Origin of the sequence: Agrobacterium sp. NPDC058088 (assembly GCF_042885035.1) — a bacterium.
Classification (GTDB): Bacteria; Pseudomonadota; Alphaproteobacteria; order Rhizobiales; family Rhizobiaceae; genus Agrobacterium.
The window spans coordinates 50,098-67,013 of the sequence record NZ_JBHVSU010000001.1 but is presented as its reverse complement, the minus strand read 5'-3'; the positions used below and the strand labels follow the sequence as shown (position 1 = coordinate 67,013).

The 16,916-nt window shown below is 59.5% G+C and carries 17 protein-coding genes; 10 read left to right on the top strand and 7 right to left on the bottom strand.

Annotated features, from left to right (window positions below):
• Nucleotides 1-101 precede the first annotated feature (101 nt).
• Together ACFVTJ_RS00360 and ACFVTJ_RS00355 are read left to right on the top strand one after the other, a co-directional pair.
• Nucleotides 102-1,676: a Re/Si-specific NAD(P)(+) transhydrogenase subunit alpha gene (locus tag ACFVTJ_RS00360; protein WP_386903646.1), complete on the top strand. Its 1,575-nt coding sequence runs from the start codon at nt 102-104 to the stop codon at nt 1,674-1,676.
• A 20-nt stretch (nt 1,677-1,696) separates the two neighbouring features.
• Entirely contained in the window at nt 1,697-3,142 is a 1,446-nt protein-coding gene (locus ACFVTJ_RS00355) for an NAD(P)(+) transhydrogenase (Re/Si-specific) subunit beta (RefSeq protein WP_022556849.1), read from the top strand.
• A gap of 213 nt (nt 3,143-3,355) precedes the next feature.
• Here ACFVTJ_RS00355 and rutF read toward each other — a convergent pair whose 3' ends face one another.
• The 7 genes from rutF to ACFVTJ_RS00320 all read right to left on the bottom strand — a co-directional run bounded on the left by rutF (nt 3,356) and on the right by ACFVTJ_RS00320 (nt 8,569).
• On the bottom strand, nt 3,356-3,880 hold the full coding sequence (gene rutF / locus ACFVTJ_RS00350) for an NADH-dependent FMN reductase RutF (RefSeq protein ID WP_386903643.1): 525 nt from the start codon (nt 3,878-3,880) through the stop codon (nt 3,356-3,358).
• Between the two features lie 26 nt (nt 3,881-3,906).
• The gene (locus ACFVTJ_RS00345) at nt 3,907-4,497 is read right to left on the bottom strand and encodes a malonic semialdehyde reductase (RefSeq protein WP_386903641.1); all 591 of its coding nucleotides are present in this window, start codon (nt 4,495-4,497) and stop codon (nt 3,907-3,909) included.
• A 17-nt stretch (nt 4,498-4,514) separates the two neighbouring features.
• Entirely contained in the window at nt 4,515-5,306 is a 792-nt protein-coding gene (rutD, locus tag ACFVTJ_RS00340) for a pyrimidine utilization protein D (RefSeq protein ID WP_386903639.1), read from the bottom strand.
• Between the two features lie 13 nt (nt 5,307-5,319).
• Nucleotides 5,320-5,706 (bottom strand): pyrimidine utilization protein C, encoded by a 387-nt coding sequence (gene rutC, locus ACFVTJ_RS00335; RefSeq protein WP_386903637.1) that lies wholly within the window; start codon nt 5,704-5,706, stop codon nt 5,320-5,322.
• A gap of 26 nt (nt 5,707-5,732) precedes the next feature.
• Nucleotides 5,733-6,473 carry a pyrimidine utilization protein B gene (gene rutB / locus ACFVTJ_RS00330; protein ID WP_060723695.1) on the bottom strand — a complete coding sequence of 247 codons (741 nt, stop codon included), beginning with the start codon at nt 6,471-6,473 and terminating at the stop codon, nt 5,733-5,735.
• Nucleotides 6,470-7,561, bottom strand: a complete 1,092-nt coding sequence (gene rutA, locus ACFVTJ_RS00325) for a pyrimidine utilization protein A (protein WP_386903634.1) — start codon at nt 7,559-7,561, stop codon at nt 6,470-6,472. The genes rutB and rutA overlap by 4 nt, the downstream gene beginning before the upstream one ends.
• A 396-nt stretch (nt 7,562-7,957) precedes the next feature.
• On the bottom strand, nt 7,958-8,569 hold the full coding sequence (locus ACFVTJ_RS00320) for a biliverdin-producing heme oxygenase (RefSeq protein WP_386903632.1): 612 nt from the start codon (nt 8,567-8,569) through the stop codon (nt 7,958-7,960).
• A gap of 306 nt (nt 8,570-8,875) precedes the next feature.
• On the opposite strand from ACFVTJ_RS00320, the gene ACFVTJ_RS00315 reads away from it, so the two are divergent.
• From ACFVTJ_RS00315 to ACFVTJ_RS00280, 8 genes are all read left to right on the top strand, one after another.
• Entirely contained in the window at nt 8,876-9,760 is an 885-nt protein-coding gene (locus ACFVTJ_RS00315) for a dihydrodipicolinate synthase family protein (protein WP_386903630.1), read from the top strand.
• A 20-nt stretch (nt 9,761-9,780) separates the two neighbouring features.
• On the top strand, nt 9,781-10,437 hold the full coding sequence (locus ACFVTJ_RS00310) for a GntR family transcriptional regulator (RefSeq protein WP_004443498.1): 657 nt from the start codon (nt 9,781-9,783) through the stop codon (nt 10,435-10,437).
• Between the two features lie 100 nt (nt 10,438-10,537).
• The gene (locus ACFVTJ_RS00305; protein WP_386903628.1) at nt 10,538-11,866 is read left to right on the top strand and encodes an ABC transporter substrate-binding protein; all 1,329 of its coding nucleotides are present in this window, start codon (nt 10,538-10,540) and stop codon (nt 11,864-11,866) included.
• Nucleotides 11,866-12,804 carry a carbohydrate ABC transporter permease gene (locus tag ACFVTJ_RS00300; RefSeq protein WP_386903626.1) on the top strand — a complete coding sequence of 313 codons (939 nt, stop codon included), beginning with the start codon at nt 11,866-11,868 and terminating at the stop codon, nt 12,802-12,804. Before ACFVTJ_RS00305 ends, ACFVTJ_RS00300 begins: the two co-directional genes overlap by 1 nt.
• Before the next feature lie 14 nt (nt 12,805-12,818).
• A complete protein-coding gene (locus ACFVTJ_RS00295; protein ID WP_169538611.1) occupies nt 12,819-13,640 on the top strand; it encodes a carbohydrate ABC transporter permease in 822 nt (273 codons plus the stop codon).
• Nucleotides 13,641-13,670: 30 nt separating this feature from the next.
• Nucleotides 13,671-14,729 carry an ABC transporter ATP-binding protein gene (locus ACFVTJ_RS00290; protein ID WP_386903624.1) on the top strand — a complete coding sequence of 353 codons (1,059 nt, stop codon included), beginning with the start codon at nt 13,671-13,673 and terminating at the stop codon, nt 14,727-14,729.
• A gap of 20 nt (nt 14,730-14,749) precedes the next feature.
• Nucleotides 14,750-15,709, top strand: a complete 960-nt coding sequence (locus ACFVTJ_RS00285) for a sugar kinase (protein ID WP_386903622.1) — start codon at nt 14,750-14,752, stop codon at nt 15,707-15,709.
• A gap of 142 nt (nt 15,710-15,851) precedes the next feature.
• Entirely contained in the window at nt 15,852-16,910 is a 1,059-nt protein-coding gene (locus tag ACFVTJ_RS00280) for a P1 family peptidase (protein WP_386903620.1), read from the top strand.
• Nucleotides 16,911-16,916 lie beyond the last annotated feature (6 nt).

Genomic DNA, 16,916 nt, shown 5'->3' with positions numbered 1-16,916 from the left:
CCTGATGTCAATCCGCCGCAGGTAGAAAACAGCAATAACAAGACAAAAACGCCCAAAATGGGCTATGACGGCTTATCAGGACGGGAAATGGGAGAGCAGTTTTGAGAATCGGAACACCTAAGGAACTATATGATGGCGAGGCGCGCGTCGGCATGACGCCCGACAGCGCGCAGGCTTTGCAAAAACTCGGATATGATTGCGTCATCGAAGCCGGCGCCGGCAAGGCGGCCGGCTTTTCTGACGACGCCTATCGCGCCGCAGGCGTGACCGTGGTCGACAGCGCGGACGCGCTTTATTCCGGCTCCGATATCATCGCCAAGGTTCGCCCACCCGAAACATCGGAGATTGATCGCCTATCCTCGGACAAGACGCTGATCTCGTTCTTCTACCCCGCCCAGAACAAAGACCTTTTGGAACAGGCGAAGGAAAAGGGCGCAAACGTCATCGCCATGGACATGGTGCCGCGCATTTCCCGCGCCCAGAAGATGGACGCGCTCTCCTCCATGGCCAATATCGCCGGTTATCGTGCGGTCATCGAGGCGGGCAACAATTTCGGCCGTTTCTTCACCGGCCAGGTGACGGCCGCCGGCAAGGTGCCGCCCGCGAAGGTGCTGGTCATCGGTGCCGGCGTTGCCGGTCTTGCCGCCATCGGCACGGCCACATCGCTCGGCGCGATCACCTACGCCTTCGACGTGCGCCCCGAAGTTGCCGAGCAGATCGAATCCATGGGCGCTGAGTTCGTCTATCTCGATTTCGCCGACCAGCAGCAGGATGGCGCAGCAACCGGCGGTTATGCCGCCCCCTCCTCGCCGGAATTCCGCGAGAAGCAGTTGGAGAAGTTCCGCGAGCTCGCACCGCAGATCGATATCGTCATCACCACGGCGCTGATCCCGGGCCGCGACGCCCCGAAACTGTGGCTTGCCGACATGGTGGCGATGATGAAGCCGGGTTCGGTCATCATCGACCTCGCCGCCGAGCGCGGCGGCAATTGCGATCTGACGGTTCCCGACCAGCGCGTCGTGTCCGAAAATGGCGTCATCGTCATCGGCTACACGGATTTCCCGAGCCGAATGGCGACGCAGGCCTCGACGCTCTACGCCACCAACATCCGCCACATGATGACCGATCTGACGCCTGGAAAGGACGGCAAGCCGGTTCACAACATGGAAGACGATGTTATCCGTGGCGCGACCGTCACCTATCAGGGCGAGATAACTTATCCCCCGCCGCCGCCGAAGATCCAGGCCATTGCCGCGCAGAAGCCGAAGGAACGAGCCAAGGAGCTGACGCCGGAGGAGAAACACGCCAAGGAAAAGGCCGAGTTTAAGGCGCAGACGAAGAGTCAGGTCGGGCTTCTGGTCGCTGGCACGGCCGTCCTGCTGCTTGTCGGCCTTTATGCGCCGGCAAGTTTCATGAGCCACTTCATCGTCTTCGTGCTCGCCTGCTTCATCGGCTTCCAGGTCATCTGGAATGTCAGCCACTCGCTGCACACGCCGCTGATGGCCGTGACCAACGCGATCTCCGGCATCGTCATCATCGGCGCGCTACTGCAGATCGGCTCCGGCAACTGGCTGGTGGTGATCCTTGCCTCGCTTTCCGTCCTGATCGCGACGATCAACATCGTCGGCGGTTTCCTCGTGACACGGCGCATGCTCGCCATGTTCCAGAAGTCCTGAGCGTGCGGGGATTTAAATAAATGACCATTGGTATTGTTTCCGCGGCCTATGTTGCCGCAGCCGTTCTTTTCATCCTTTCGCTAGGCGGTCTCTCCGGACAGGAAAGCGCCAAACGTGCCGTCTGGTACGGCATCACAGGCATGGGCCTCGCCATCATCGCAACCGTCTTCGGCCCTGAAATCAGTAAGGGCGTCGGGCAGTGGCTCGTCGTACTCCTGATGCTGGCGGGCGGCTCCGTGCTCGGCTACTTCGTCGCAAGCCGTGTACAGATGACCGAGATGCCGCAGCTTGTGGCGGCGCTTCACTCCTTCGTTGGCCTTGCCGCCGTTTTCATCGGCTTCAACGCCCATATCGAGGAAGCGCATGTCGCCTCGCTCGATGAAACCGCGCGTTCCTTACTGACGGGCTTTTCCGCGATACTTGCCCACAAGACGCCTGTTGAACTGGCGATCATGAAGGTCGAGGTCTTCCTCGGCGTCTTCATCGGCGCGGTCACTTTCACCGGCTCCGTCGTCGCCTTCGGCAAGCTTGCGGGCAAAGTAGACGGCAAGGCGAAGAAGCTGCCGGGCGGGCATCTGCTGAACGCCGGTGCCGCGATCCTGTCGTTGGTGCTGCTCATCATGTATTGCAATGGTGCCGGCGCATGGACACTGGTCCTGATGACGCTTGCCGCCTTCTTCATCGGCTATCACCTGATCATGGGCATTGGCGGCGCCGACATGCCTGTCGTCGTTTCGATGCTGAACAGCTATTCCGGCTGGGCGGCCGCCGCCATCGGCTTCACGCTCGGCAACGATCTGCTGATCGTCACGGGTGCGCTGGTGGGCTCCTCGGGTGCGATCCTCTCCTACATCATGTGCAAGGCGATGAACCGTTCCTTCATCTCGGTCATCCTCGGCGGCTTCGGCGGCACGACGGGCCCGGCGATGGAAATCGAGGGCGAGCAGGTGGCGATTGACGCCGAGGGTGTGGCCGCAGCGCTGAACGACGCCGACAGCGTCATCATCGTGCCCGGTTACGGCATGGCGGTGGCGCAGGCGCAATCGGCCGTGTCGGAACTGACGCGCAAGCTGCGCGCCGACGGCAAGACCGTGCGCTTCGCCATCCACCCGGTGGCAGGCCGTCTTCCCGGCCACATGAACGTGCTGCTCGCCGAAGCGAAGGTGCCCTACGACATCGTGCTCGAAATGGACGAGATCAACGACGATTTCCCAAGCACCGACGTCGTGATCGTCATCGGCTCCAACGATATCGTCAACCCGGCCGCACAGGACGATCCGAATTCGCCGATTGCCGGCATGCCGGTTCTGGAAGTGTGGAAGTCGAAACTCGTCATCGTTTCCAAGCGCGGCCAGGGCACGGGTTACTCCGGTATCGAGAACCCGCTGTTCTACAAGGACAATACCCGCATGTTCTATGGCGATGCGAAAAAGTCGATCAACGATCTTCTGCCGTTGATCAAGTAAATCAAAAGGGCGTTTCCGGGAAACCGGAAACGCCCTTTTTACTGACAGTAACGCCAGCATTCCTTCCGTCATGCCGGACTTGATCCGGCATCCAGCCACGGCGCGTCTGCGCCGTGAAAGGACTTTTTCGCAATCAAGGACTTGATCGCACTGGATCCCGGACAAGTCGGGGTTACGGTATGCGATGACGCGTCTGCGCAAATAGTAGACTGCTCAAAGCACCCGGTAACGCCGGTTGAAATACATCAGCGCCTCATCACCCGCATTGATCTTCATATCCACGACCTCGCAGATGAGAATATCATGCGTGCCGCCGTCATGGGCCTCGCGGATGTGGCAATCGAACGAGACGAGCGCATCTTCGAGAACCGGCGCACCGGTTTCGAGCGAGCCCCAGTTGCCCGCAGCGAAACGTTCCTCCGCAGGCGTCTTGCCACCGAAAAGCGTGCTCAGCACCTCATGATGGGCGGCGAGCGTGTTGACGCAGACGACACCATTGGCCTTCACCACCTTGTAAGCGGAAGAATTTCTGTTGAGGCAGATGAGAAGCGTGGGCGGATTGTCGGAAACGCTGCAAACCGCCGTCGCGGCGAAGCCTGCCCGGCCTGCGCCACCATCCGTCGTGACGATATTCACCGCCGCACCGAGCCGCGCCATGGCGTTTCTATAATCGAGGCTGCGTTGCTCTGCAGTCTTCGTCTCCATTGCCGCTTCCTTTTCAAGAGACATCATCTGCATCTAACCCATCCTTCCTTAACAGGCCATCAAGCCAGCACACAGGCGTCGTCAAAGCCAAGGCGCGGCAGGCGGCCAAAGAGCTTTGACGGATCGCCATGACCGAGATTGATCAGGAAATTGGATTTCCACGTCGTACCGGCAAAAAATGCCGCATCCACCTTGCTCTTGTCGAAACCGGACATGGCGCCGGTATCCAGCCCCAGCGCGCGGGCGGCAAGGATCAGATATCCGGCCTGAAGCGTGGCGTTGCGAAAGGCCGTTTCTTCGGCCACCGCAGGGCTGGAGGTAAACCACGAACGCGCATCGGCGTGCGGAAACAGTTCCGGCAACTTCTCGTAAAATTCGCTGTCGATGGCAGCAATGACAGTCACCGGCGCGGCCATTGTTTTTTCGAGATTGCCCGAAGAAAGCGCCGGCCGAAGCTTTTCCTTGGCTTCCGGGCTGCGCACGAAGACGAAACGAGCCGGCGAGCAATTGGCCGACGTCGGGCCCATCTTCGTCAGGTCGTAAAGCGCGCGCAGTGTTTCATCGCTGATCGGCTTGTCCGTCCAGCCATTGTGGGTGCGCGCTTCGGTGAAAAGCGTTGCGAGTGCTGCATCATCCAGTGGTGTCGTCATCGTGCTCTAAAATCCTGTCAGACTGTGGCGTCGGCGGGCAGAAGAAACTGCAAAAGCCGGGCGTTGAAAAGGTCGGGTTCGGTAATATTGACCGCGTGAGCCCCGAAATCGAGAAGGCAAAGCTCGCTTTGCGGCAAACCGTCGGCGAGACGCAACGAGCGGGTATAGGGCACCAGAAGATCATCCTTCGTCGCCACCACCAGCACCGGATTCCCTATCTCGCCAAGCCGTTCATCCACATCGAAGGCCCGCAGCGCGGCAATACGCCTGAGCACATTGTCCTTGCCCTGGAAATGCGCCACGCCATGGGCATCGTCCCGTGCCAGCCGCTCCTGATTGTCAGACATCCACGCCGCCGGATAAAGGAACAGCGGCTGCGCTTTGACAAAAGCCTCGACGCCCGACTTTTCCAGGAGCTCGATCCGCACGTCAAAGCAGCGCCCGGAATGCGGATCGGCCTTGCTCCAGGCGTTGATGAGAACGAGCCTTTCAATAAGCCCAGGCCGGCGCAGCGCGATATCGAGACCGATCAGACCGCCGAGGGCATGTCCCATGAAATGGAATTTTTCGAGGTTCAGGGTCGAGACGATCTCCAGCACATCATCCGCCATGGCGGAAATGCCGCCATCGAGCGGCACCTCGCCGCCGGTCCTGCCGGTGCCGCGATGGTCATAGGTGACGACCCGGAAATGGCCGGAAAGAGCCTCGATCTGCGGTACCCAATAGGCGCCCGATCCGCCCAGCCCAGAAGACAGCAGGATGGTGGGTGCCTTTGAATCAGTCCGGCCATGAACCTCGAAATGCATCATCTGCCGCTTCGCCCTATTTGCCGATATGGGCGACGGTGGCGATTTCCACCAGCGCATCGGGCTTTACGAGGCCGCACTGGATGCAATAACGCGCCGGCTTGTCACCGGGGAAATATTCGGCATAGACCGCGTTGACGGCCTGATAATTCGCCCAGTCGGTGATGAAGATGTGGTTCATCGTCACGTCTTCCATCGCGCCGCCGGCGGTCTCGATGACGGATTTGATGGTTTCGAGAACATGGCGGGTCTGCGCGCTGGCATCGCCCACATGCACGACATTATTGTCCTTGTCGAAGGGCAGCGTGCCGGAAACGTATACCACGCCATCGGCAAGTGTTCCCGGCGAAAAGGGAGCGATGGGTTTGCTGGTGCCAACAGGTACGATGATCTTTTTCGGCATTTCGTTCTCCTCTTTGTTTTTCTCAATCAATCGGTGACGGGTGCGGCCTGCGAGATGACACCGCAGAAATCATTGACGGTGGCCACCCAGCCGAAAAACTTCTCGACATTGTAGACCGTCGCCTGCTGGATATAGTCCGGCCCGAGATGATGGGTGGCGTCCTCCAGCATCACCCCGAAATATTCGAGGTGGAAAGCATCGCGCAGTGAGCTTTCCACGCAGACATTGGTGGCGATGCCGACAAAGACCAGGTTGCGGATGCCGCGCGCGCGCAAGACGCTGTCCATATTGGTGTTGAAGAAACCGCTATAACGTGTCTTCGGCACCAGAATATCGCCGGGCTGCGGCTGCAGCTCGTCGACAATGGCGTAGTCCCAGGTGCCCTTGGCCAGCAGCTGGCCTTGCAGCTCCGGGCGTTTGCGCATGGTCTTCAGCGCGTTGGACTTGTGCCAGTTGGGCGAACCTGGCCCGCCCGCCTCGACGTAGTCCTTGTCCCAGCCATTCTGGAAATAGATGACCTGAACGCCTGCCGCCCGCGCCGCATCCAGCGTCTTCTTGATGTTGGCGATGGTGCCCTTTGCGCCTGAGATGTCGAAACCGGCAAGATCGACATAACCGCCCTCGGTCGAATAGGCGTTCTGCATGTCGACCACGACAACGGCGGTCTCGCTGGGTTTCAGGGTAATCGGCTCCGGCCTTGCGGGAAGCGTGACACTTTCCGAACGGCTCTCCGGGCCCTTGTAACCTGCCACGACGGCCTCGCTCATTCCGCTGCCTCCAGTGTCGCTTGAACATGCGCGCGGCTCTTCATCAGCGGCTGCACGTATTTGCCGAATTTTTCGACGCCTTCGAGGAAGTCGTCAAAAGTCAGCATCACGCCGCCCGTCCCCGGCACCTCGCTCATTTCATCCAGCATCGCCGCCACTTCCTCATAGGAGCCGATCAAGGTTCCCATGTTGATATTGACCGCAGAGACGGGGTTGGACATGTGCCGGACATTGGTGTCGGAGCCGGATTTAGTATCGACGGCGCTTTGCAGGCCGAGCCACTTGATCGCGTCCTCATCGGCACCCGCTTTGTAATGCTCCCACTTCGCCCAGGCATCCTCGGATTTTTCCTCGGCGAGGATCATCGTCAGCACGACGGATTTAACCTCACGGCCGCTCTTTTCCGTTGCCGCCAGAAGCCGCTCATTGGTGGGCGCAAAGGCCTTTGGCGTGTTGACGCCAACACCGAAGCAGAAGCTGTAATCGGCGAACTTGGCTGAAAACGCCATGCCGGAGTTGGACGAACCGGCGCAGATGAGCTTCACATCACCCTGCGGCACCGGCTTCATTCGGCAATCATCCATCTGGAAGAACTTGCCCTTATAGTCCGACTGACCTTCCGTCAGCAGCTCTTTCAGCACAGTCGTATATTCGCCGAGATATTCGTAACGATCACCGAAGTAATCATCGCCCGGCCAAAGACCCATCTGGCTATATTCCGGCCGCTGCCAGCCGGTAATGAGGTTGATGCCGAAACGGCCACCGGAAATGGAATCGATCGTGGTCGCCATACGCGCGACGATGGCCGGCGGCATGACCAGCGTCGCGGCGGTGCCGAACAGCTTGATCTTGGAGGTGACGGCGGCAAGGCCCGCCATCAGCGTAAAGGATTCCAGATTATAGTCCCAGAACTCGGTCTTGCCGCCAAAACCGCGCAGCTTGATCATCGACAGCGCAAAGTCGAAACCATATTGCTCCGCCTTCAGCGTGATCGCCTTGTTCAGGTCGAAGCTCGGCTTGTATTGCGGCGCGTTTTCGGAAAGAAGCCACCCATTGTTCCCGATCGGGATAAAAACACCAACTTCCATTTTGCTGTTCCCTTTTTTGCGTCAGGTGTCTCCTGACTTGAGAAAAGAGTAGCAGGTTCTGTGCCAGACCAAATACAATAATTTTATCAAATGGATAAAATTTTGGGCTGTGCCGAGCGTTGACCAAAAGACAAAATTTTTATCATTTGGTAAAAATATTTGCCTGTTTATTCGGCAGAAATGAATGCGAGGGTGGTATGAATGGACGTTGTAGAAATAGTCCTGAAAGTGCGGTGAGGCGCGCTTCACGCTCCTCGTCATCCTCGGGCTTGTCCCGAGGATCTATCCACGTTTAGTAAAATCAATCGGTTGCAGATCCTCGGGACAAGCCCGAGGATGACGGCGCTGGGTGTTCGAAATGGCGATCAATCGCTCGTCAAGAGCTATGCCAAAACCTCAACCCATCCGCTGCTGCGCATAGGCATGCACTGCCCGGAATGCCGCCTCGGCACCCGCGACAACCCGCTCTTCCTCTTCAACGGTCAGCGAAATTTCATCAAGCGCTGCCGTGAAAGTGCGCCAGTGCAGGCCGCGTCCTTCCGGTGCACCGGCCAGATGCCGCGCACCGAATTCTTCTGTGAGGCCGAGCTTGGCCGCGTCTTTCAGCAGGAACGCGGCACCGAGATTGGAGCCCTCCACGACATAGAGCCAGCCCATCGCCTGCGGCAGATCGAACGGCGTTTCATCGGTGAAACGGGCAGCCCCGGTTTCCGGAATGGCAAGGCCGAGATCGGCAAGGTCCTGCTCGATCATGGCGAGACGACGGCGGCCTTTCAGGTCGGGAAGCAGGCCGTCAAGCGTTTCATTGGCGAAGAAGACATCGAGATCGCGATGGAAAAGATACTGCGTTTCCACGAATTTGCCGAAGTTCTCCCGGCTCTCGAACGGCTTGGCAGCCATGATGAAGCTATCAAGACCACGATGCGCGTCGCGCGTCGCTGCCTTCAGGCGCTTGACGCGGCTCTGTTCGATCTGGTCCACAGGCGCTGCCTTCTCCGCAATGGTCATGATTATCGTCCCTTTTATCCCTATATTCAAACTGCCTGATAAAAATCTTTACTCCAGCAGTCAAATTTTATTTTCGCACATCTCCTGACCTCGCGCAAAGGCGACGGGAGGGACAGACGCGGCAAAAAGCGACGACTGTGTAAACCACGAAAATGCTTCCGGACACGCCGCGCCCCAGAGCAAGGCCGCAGATTTTCACAACAAATTTGCACCGCTAAAATCCGAACAGTCGTTCTGCAATTACCTCTTTACAACTAACATGTCAGTATGCCATCAATTCGTAGTCACCTTGGAGGAGCATTTTAATTGACCCAGAAATTCGGCCTTTCGGCAGCCCTGACAACCCCTTTCAAAACGGACGGAACGGTCGATATCGATGCCATGATCGCCCATGCACGCCGTTGCTTGTCCAATGGCTGCGACAGCGTGACACTCTTCGGCACGACAGGTGAAGGGTGCTCGGTCGGGAGCCGCGAGCGGCAGGTCATTCTCTCACGCTTCATCGAAGCGGGCATTGCGCCGTCGCGCATCGTCACCGGCGTTCTGGTGGATTCCATCGAGGACGCGGCCGATCAGTCGGCTGAAGCGCTGAAAGCCGGCGCCCGCAATATTCTGCTCGCGCCACCCTCCTATTTCAAGAATGTCAGCGATGACGGCCTGTTTGCCTGGTTCTCGGCGGTGTTCGCCAAGATTGGTAAGGATGCACGTGACATTCTCGTTTACAACATCCCGTCTGTGACCATGGTGACGTTGTCGGTCGAGCTGGTCGGACGGCTGAAGGCCGCGTTTCCGGGCATCGTCACCGGCGTCAAGGATTCCTCCGGCAACTGGAGCCATACCGAGCGCCTGCTGAAAGAACACGGCGATCTCGCCATCCTGATCGGCGATGAGCGCGATCTCGCCAGAGGCGTCCGCCTCGGCGGTCAGGGCGCGATATCCGGCGTTGCCAATTTGCTGACGCAGGAAGTGCGCGCCATGGCCGTTGATGGCAAGGACGACCCACGCATCGTCGATCTTGTTGTGGAACTTCTGAAATTCCCGGTTACACCGGCCGTCAAGGTGCTGGTATCACACACGACAGGGGAAGCGATCTGGTCGGATGTGCGCGCACCGCTCGTGGCGATTTCACCGGAGGATCGGCGGCAGATCGAGGGCGCTTTCGACGCGCTGTTTCGCAGGCAGGCCGCCTGAACGGAGTTGAAAGGTTGAGCATGGACGATACCGGCGAACAGACATTGCGGGAACGGGCGTATGAGAGCTTTACGCATCATCTTCTCTCGCGTGATGTTCGCCCGGGGCAATTCATCTCGCAGCGCCGGCTTGTGGAACTAACCGGCTTGCCGCTCGGCGCAATCCGGGAGGCAATTCCGCGGCTGGAGGCGGAAGGGCTGATCAAGACCGTGCCGCAGCGCGGATTGCAAGTCGCCCATATCGACATCAACCTCATCCGCGAAGCATTCCAGTTCCGTATCTTCCTCGAAAAGGAGGCCGTCGCGCTGTTTACCCGTTCTGCCTCAGACGCAGCTATTGCCAAACTGTTGAAACAGCACCGCGATATCGCCGAAGCGGCTGAAAATGGCGGGGAATCGCCGGAACTGGAGCAGCACGCGCAGCAGGTGGATTGGGGCATGCACGATGCCTTCATCGATGCGCTCGGCAATTCGATCATCTCGAATGCCTACCGGGTCAATTCCATCAAGATGCGCCTTATCAATCAGGAGCGCTTTCGCATCGCCGGCCATGTGAAGTCGGTCATGAAGGAACATCTCGCCATTCTCGAAGCCATCGAGAGGCGATCCGTGGAAGACGCCGTGGAACGGCTCACCGCCCATATCCGCAACGCAAGGGACAGGGCACTGGCAGTCTAAGGCAACGCCGGCGGGACAAAGAGGGTCTACGCCGGCCTTGCAGGAAATAAGCAACAAGCCGGGGTGAGGAGAATTTCCGGCTAACTGGAGGAGAACAGACATGACGCATTCATTGCTCAACCCCACGCGCCGCGCCTTTCTGGCAGGCACGGCGGCGCTTGGCGGCAGCGCGGTGCTCGGCATTCGCCCGGCATCGGCGGCGGTGAACTGGAAAAAACACGCCGGCACGACGCTCGAAGTCAACCTCGTCAAAAGCCCGCGCAGCGACACGCTGATCAAATATCTCGGCGAGTTCGAAGAACTGACCGGCATCAAGGTCAATGCCGAAGCGACACCGGAACAGCAGCAGCGCCAGAAGGTGGTGATCGAACTTTCCTCCGGCAAGCCGAGCTTCGACGTTGTGCATCTGAGCTACCACGTGCAGAAGCGCCAGTTCGAAAAAGGCAAGTGGCTGGCTGATATCAGCGGCGTCCTGAAAGACCCGTCACTCACCGATCCGTCGTTGGTCGAGAAGGACTTTGCCGAGGCCGGCATGCTGTTCGCCAAGGATAGCGACGGCGTGCTGCGCTCGCTGCCCTTCTCGGTGGATTACTGGATCGTCTACTGGAACAAGGAACTCTTCGAAGCCAAGGGCCTGAAATACCCCGAAACTTTCGAAGAGCTGGTAACGGCGGCGGAAAAGATTACTGATCCCGCAACCAACACCTATGGTTTCGTGGCGCGTGGCCTCAAGAACGCCAATACACCTGTCTGGACCTCGCTGATGCTGGGCTACGGCGCAAAGCCGATCGTCGACGGCAAGGTCAACACCGAGTCCAAGGAGGCGGTTGAAGCGGCCAAGCTCTATCAGCGTCTGATGACCAAAGCCGCCCCTCCCGGCGTCTCCGGCTTCAACTGGGCGGAAGCGCAGTCGGCCTTCCTTCAGGGCAAGATCGGCATGTGGTTCGATGGCGTCGGTTTTGCACCGCCAATCGAGAACCCGGAAAAATCCCGCGTCGTCGGCAAGGTCGGTTACGGCGTCATGCCGAAGGGCCCGGCAACACAGGCCGCCGGCACTTTCGGGGATGGCCTCGGTGTTGTCGAAGCCAGCAGCAAGAAGGAAGCCGCTTACCTCTTCTGCCAATGGGCGATCTCACACGAAATGGGTGCACGACTGCTGCAGGCGGGCGCCGGCGTTCCGTTCCGTCAGTCCATCCTCGAAGACCAGAAGGTCCGCGAGGGCGTCAAGATGCCAGCCGCTTGGCTGGATGCCGTTGTCGGTTCTGGCAAAGTCTCGCAGCTGGCGCTTCCCGTCATCATTCCGGTGACGGAATTCCGCGACATCTATGGCGTCGGTCTCACTAACATGATCGGCGGCGCCGACCCGGCAGCCGAACTCAAGAAGGCAACGGAACAATTCACACCCGTTCTGGCGCGTAGCGAGGGATAATGGCCTCCGTGAGCATCGAAAACACCAAGACAGGCGTCAGTCACAAAGAAGGGAGCAAGCCGGCAAGGCTTGCTCCCAACTACTGGCCCTTCGTCATCCCGGCACTGGTCGTCATATCAGCCGTGATCGTTTTTCCATGGGTCTTCACCCTCTGGATGAGCGCACATCGCTGGACGCTCGGACAGGAGCAGAGCTTCATCGGTTTCGAGAATTACGTCAGGCTCGCCAGCGACGCCAGGTTCTGGGAATCGCTCTGGCACACGCTCGTTTATACCGTGCTGTCGGTCGTCGCTCCGCTGTTTCTCGGAACTTTGGCGGCGCTGGTTTTCGATGCGCAGTTTCCGCTGCGCGGTTTTCTGCGCGGCGTTTTCGTCATGCCGATGATGGCGACCCCGGTCGCCATCGCGCTCGTCTGGACCATGATGTTCCACCCGCAGCTCGGCGTCCTGAACTATCTCCTGTCCTTCATCCACATCGGCCCGCTGGAGTGGATTTACAATCAATCCACCGTCATTCCCTCGCTGGTCCTTGTGGAAACCTGGCAATGGACGCCGCTCGTCATGCTGATCGTCCTTGGTGGCCTCGCCGCCGTGCCGCGCGAACCCTATGAGAGCGCCGAAATCGACGGCGCCAATGCCTGGCAGAAGTTCCGTTATCTCACCATGCCGATGATCGCGCCGTTCCTGATGATCGCCGTCATCATCCGCTCCATCGATGCCGTCAAAAGCTTCGACATCATCTATGCGATGACTCAAGGCGGGCCCGGCACGGCCTCCGAAACCATCAACATCTACCTCTACAACACGGCCTTTGCCTATTACGACATCGGTTACGGCTCGGCCATGGCCGTCGTCTTCTTCATCATCATCGTGGCGCTTTCCTTCGTGCTTTTGATGGTGCGCCAGCGCTCGCAATGGAACGAGATGGAGGAACACTGATGTCCGCAAAAATCCTGAAACGCAGAAATCTCGACCGGCTCGGCCTGTTCTTCGTGGCGCTGGTGATGATTTCGCCGGTCATCCTGTTCTTCATCTGGATGATCTCGCTGTCGCTGAAATACGAGATCGACAACGGCGCCTACCCGCCGATCCTCATTCCCGAACGTTTCGCCTGGTCGAACTATGTGAAGGTGTTCGAGGAGAACAATTTCTTCCTCTATTTCTGGAATTCGGTTCTCGTGACAGGGGCGGCCACCATTCTGGCGCTCGTCATCGGTGTGCCCGCCGGTTACGGCATCGCGCGGCTGAAGGCGGAGAAGTCGGCGGTCGTCATCATGATCGCCCGCATGACGCCCGGCCTCTCCTTCCTCATTCCGCTGTTTCTGCTGTTCCAATGGCTGAACCTGCTCGGCACGCTCTGGCCGCAGATCATCATCCATCTTGTCGTGACGGTGCCGATCGTCGTCTGGATCATGATCGGTTATTTCGAGACCACGCCGAAGGAGCTGGAAGAGGCGGCAAGTATCGATGGCGCATCCTCCTGGCAGGTGTTCCGGCTGGTGGCGCTGCCGATTGCCAAACCCGGCATCGTCGTCTCCTTCATCCTCGCGGTCATCTTCTCGTGGAACAACTTCGTCTTCGGCATCGTCTTGGCCAGCCGTGAAACGCGCACCCTGCCGGTCGCGGTCTACAACATGCTGTCCTTCGAACAGGTGAGCTGGGGACCGCTCGCCGCAGCCGCGCTGATCGTGACGCTGCCGGTGCTGCTGCTCACCATGTTCGCGCAGAAACAGATCGTGGCGGGTCTTACCGCCGGCGCCGTCAAGGGCGGCTGAACCATCAAACAAATAAACGGGAACCTGCACATGGCACCGGTCAATATCCAAAACGTCCAGAAGCGCTTCGGCTCGGTCAACGTCATCCACGGCATCGATATCGACATCAAGGATGGCGAATTCGTCGTGCTCGTTGGCCCCTCCGGCTGCGGCAAATCCACCCTGCTGCGCATGATCGCCGGGCTGGAAGAGCTGAGCGACGGCGAAATCCACATCGGCCCGCGCGAGGTCAGCCACCTGCCCGCCCGCGACCGCGATATCGCCATGGTCTTCCAGAACTACGCGCTTTATCCGCACATGACGGTGAAGGATAATATGGGCTTCGCGCTGAAACTGAAGAAGGTGAGCGCCGAGGAAACCAGGGCAAAGGTGGACCGGGCCGCCGCCATTCTGGGCCTGGAAAAACTGCTCGACCGTTATCCGCGCCAGCTCTCCGGCGGCCAGCGTCAGCGCGTCGCCATGGGCCGCGCGTTGGTGCGCGATCCGCAGGTCTTCCTGTTCGATGAACCGCTCTCCAATCTCGATGCCAAGCTGCGCGTGCAGATGCGCGGCGAGATCAAGGCCATGCACCAGCGCATCGGCACGACGACCATCTACGTCACCCACGATCAGGTGGAAGCCATGACAATGGCCGACAAGATCGTGGTGCTGCATGACGGTGTCATCGAGCAGATTGGTGCGCCGCTGGAACTTTACGACAATCCCGCCAACCTCTTCGTTGCCGGCTTCATCGGCTCGCCCGCCATGAACTTCATTCGCGGCCGGGTAGAAGAAGGCGTCTTCCGCACTGCCAAGGGCCTCAGCCTGCCGCTGCCCGCCCATGCCGATATCGGCAAACTGGGCGGCCGAGACCTCGTCTACGGCGTGCGTCCGGAACATATCCGCGCCGCTGAGACCGGCATTGAAGGCCGCGTCGAACTGGTCGAAGGCACCGGCTCGGAAATCTATGCCAAACTCGATTGCAAGGGTGACGACATCGCCTGCCTGTTCCGCGAGCGCCTCAATGTCCGCTTCGGCGATACGATCCACATTGCCATCGATCCGGCAACCGTGCATCTGTTCGACAAGGACAGCGGCAAGCGTCTCTGAATACGGCAGGAGTGAGCAGCATGGCAGACAATCAGGGCGGCAAGCATGTCCTCTGCGTGGGGGCAGCCGTGCTCGACACCCTGTTTCGCGTTCACGACATGCCAAAGGGTGAAGGCAAGGTCCTGCCCTATGAAATGCTGCAGATCGCCGAAGGCATGGCGTCCAGCGCTGCCTATGCCGTGCATCGCATGGGCGGCCGCGCCAGCCTGTGGGGCGCGGTGGGCGACGACGAGACCGGAAGTCGTATCCTGCGCGATCTCAGCGAAAGCGGCATCAACACGAGCGGCATGACGGTCGCGACCGGCGCACGCTCGGCCCTGTCGACGATCATCATCGATAACAGGGGAGAGCGGCTGATCGTACCTTTCTACGATCACCGGCTGCACGAGAAGAAGCGCTCGTGCACGCCGCAAGACATTGCGCCTTTCGACGCCGTTCTGGTGGATGTGCGCTGGCCCGAACTGGCGCTTGATGTGCTCACAATGGCGCGCGCACTCGGCAAACCCGCCATTCTCGATGGAGACGTTGCACCCGTCGAAATCCTTGAGAAGCTTGCGCCAGCCGCGAGCCATATCGTTTTTTCCGAACCCGCCGCTGCCCGGCTGACGGGGCTTGAAACGGTGAAAGACATGCTGCCGGTGCTGCATGCGCGATATCCTGAGACATTCATTGCCGTCACCGCCGGTCCACTAGGCTGCTGGTGGACGGAATCCGGTGATCCCACGGTGCATTTTCAGTCAACGATGCAGGTCGAAGCAGTGGACACGCTGGCCGCGGGCGATATTTTCCACGGCACGTTTGCACTCGCGATGGCCGAGGGCATGGAAAGCCGCGCCGCCATCCGCCTCTCCTCCGTTGCTGCCGCACTCAAATGCACGGTCTTCGGCGGCCGGGCCGGCGCACCGACTCGCGAAGAGACGGAAGACGCGATGCGGCAATGGCTGGAGCGTGAAGGCGAACCCGCGCTGCGCGCCTCCTGAGGGCATCCATTGCCCGCATAAAACTATTCCATTTTTGCGATGCCGTTTCCCGGCGAACTAGGCTAACGTTCGGACAAGCAAAGCTTTTCACAAGCCGCACACGTCCCAATTTCAGCTCGCATTCCGCAAAAGTGATCGCCCGATGCATCAGACGACCCGCCCGAGACTGCGCGAAATCGGTTTCCGGCCAGGCCATTTCGAAACCGGCCCGCTCAACGCCATCACCGATGTCGCGGGCGTGGCCGTTGGCCATTCGACCGTCATCGAAGGAGACAAAATACGCACCGGCGCAACCGCGATCCTGCCGCATGCCGGCAACCTGTTTCAGGACAAAGTGCCCGCCGCCTTCGCCGTTTATAACGGCTTCGGCAAATTTGCAGGTTCAACCCAGATTGAGGAACTGGGCGAACTCGAAACGCCGGTTATCCTCACCAATACGCTGGCGACAGGCCGGGCCATCGAGGCGATCAACCGCCATATACTGGCGCAGCCGGGAAACGAAAAAGTCGTCTCTATCAATGCCGTTGTCGGCGAGACCAACGATTCCCGTCTTAACGACATCCGCGCCGGCCGCCCGACGGTTGAGGAAATCTCATCCGCGCTGAAAAATGCGACCGCCGGCCCCGTCGCCGAGGGCAGCATTGGCGCCGGAGCCGGCACGGTCGCCTTCGGCATGAAGGGCGGTATCGGCACCGCCTCCCGCCTCGTCACAATTTCCGGTGAGACCTACACGCTCGGCATTCTCGTCCAATCGAATTACGGCGGGCATCTTCTGGTCTGCGGCAAGCCCTATGCCAGCCCTGATCATAAGGACAAGGATGGCTCGATCGTCATCATTGTCGCCACCGATGCGCCGCTCTCCTCCCGCAATCTGAAGCGCCTCGCCGCCAGAAGCTTCGGTGGACTGGCACGCACGGGTGCAGCACTCAGCAACGGATCCGGCGATTACGCGCTCGCGTTTTCCACCGATGAGCGGCTTCGCCGCACGCCCGCGCGCCGCAAGGCCGTGACGGACTATCCTGAGCTTTCCAACGACGCGATTTCACCCCTCTTCGAAGCCGCGATAGAGGCAACGGAGGAAGCGATCCTCAATTCGCTCTGCGCGGCAGAAACGACAACCGGCTTCAATGCCGGCACCGGCAAGGCCTCCACGGTCGAGGCCATTTCCATCGACGCCCTTAAAACCCTTGTTTCAGCCTGACCTTCC

Bases quoted from the DNA above. Each gene is read 5' to 3' on its own strand.
- ACFVTJ_RS00355 (WP_022556849.1), top strand. From the start codon at position 1,697: ATGACCATTGGTATTGTTTCCGCGGCCTATGTTGCCGCAGCCGTTCTT.
- rutF (WP_386903643.1), bottom strand. From the start codon at position 3,880: ATGCAGATGATGTCTCTTGAAAAGGAAGCGGCAATGGAGACGAAGACT.
- ACFVTJ_RS00345 (WP_386903641.1), bottom strand. From the start codon at position 4,497: ATGACGACACCACTGGATGATGCAGCACTCGCAACGCTTTTCACCGAA.
- rutD (WP_386903639.1), bottom strand. From the start codon at position 5,306: ATGATGCATTTCGAGGTTCATGGCCGGACTGATTCAAAGGCACCCACC.
- rutC (WP_386903637.1), bottom strand. From the start codon at position 5,706: ATGCCGAAAAAGATCATCGTACCTGTTGGCACCAGCAAACCCATCGCT.
- rutB (WP_060723695.1), bottom strand. From the start codon at position 6,473: ATGAGCGAGGCCGTCGTGGCAGGTTACAAGGGCCCGGAGAGCCGTTCG.
- rutA (WP_386903634.1), bottom strand. From the start codon at position 7,561: ATGGAAGTTGGTGTTTTTATCCCGATCGGGAACAATGGGTGGCTTCTT.
- ACFVTJ_RS00320 (WP_386903632.1), bottom strand. From the start codon at position 8,569: ATGACCATTGCGGAGAAGGCAGCGCCTGTGGACCAGATCGAACAGAGC.
- ACFVTJ_RS00310 (WP_004443498.1), top strand. From the start codon at position 9,781: ATGGACGATACCGGCGAACAGACATTGCGGGAACGGGCGTATGAGAGC.
- ACFVTJ_RS00305 (WP_386903628.1), top strand. From the start codon at position 10,538: ATGACGCATTCATTGCTCAACCCCACGCGCCGCGCCTTTCTGGCAGGC.
- ACFVTJ_RS00300 (WP_386903626.1), top strand. From the start codon at position 11,866: ATGGCCTCCGTGAGCATCGAAAACACCAAGACAGGCGTCAGTCACAAA.
- ACFVTJ_RS00290 (WP_386903624.1), top strand. From the start codon at position 13,671: ATGGCACCGGTCAATATCCAAAACGTCCAGAAGCGCTTCGGCTCGGTC.
- ACFVTJ_RS00285 (WP_386903622.1), top strand. From the start codon at position 14,750: ATGGCAGACAATCAGGGCGGCAAGCATGTCCTCTGCGTGGGGGCAGCC.
- ACFVTJ_RS00280 (WP_386903620.1), top strand. From the start codon at position 15,852: ATGCATCAGACGACCCGCCCGAGACTGCGCGAAATCGGTTTCCGGCCA.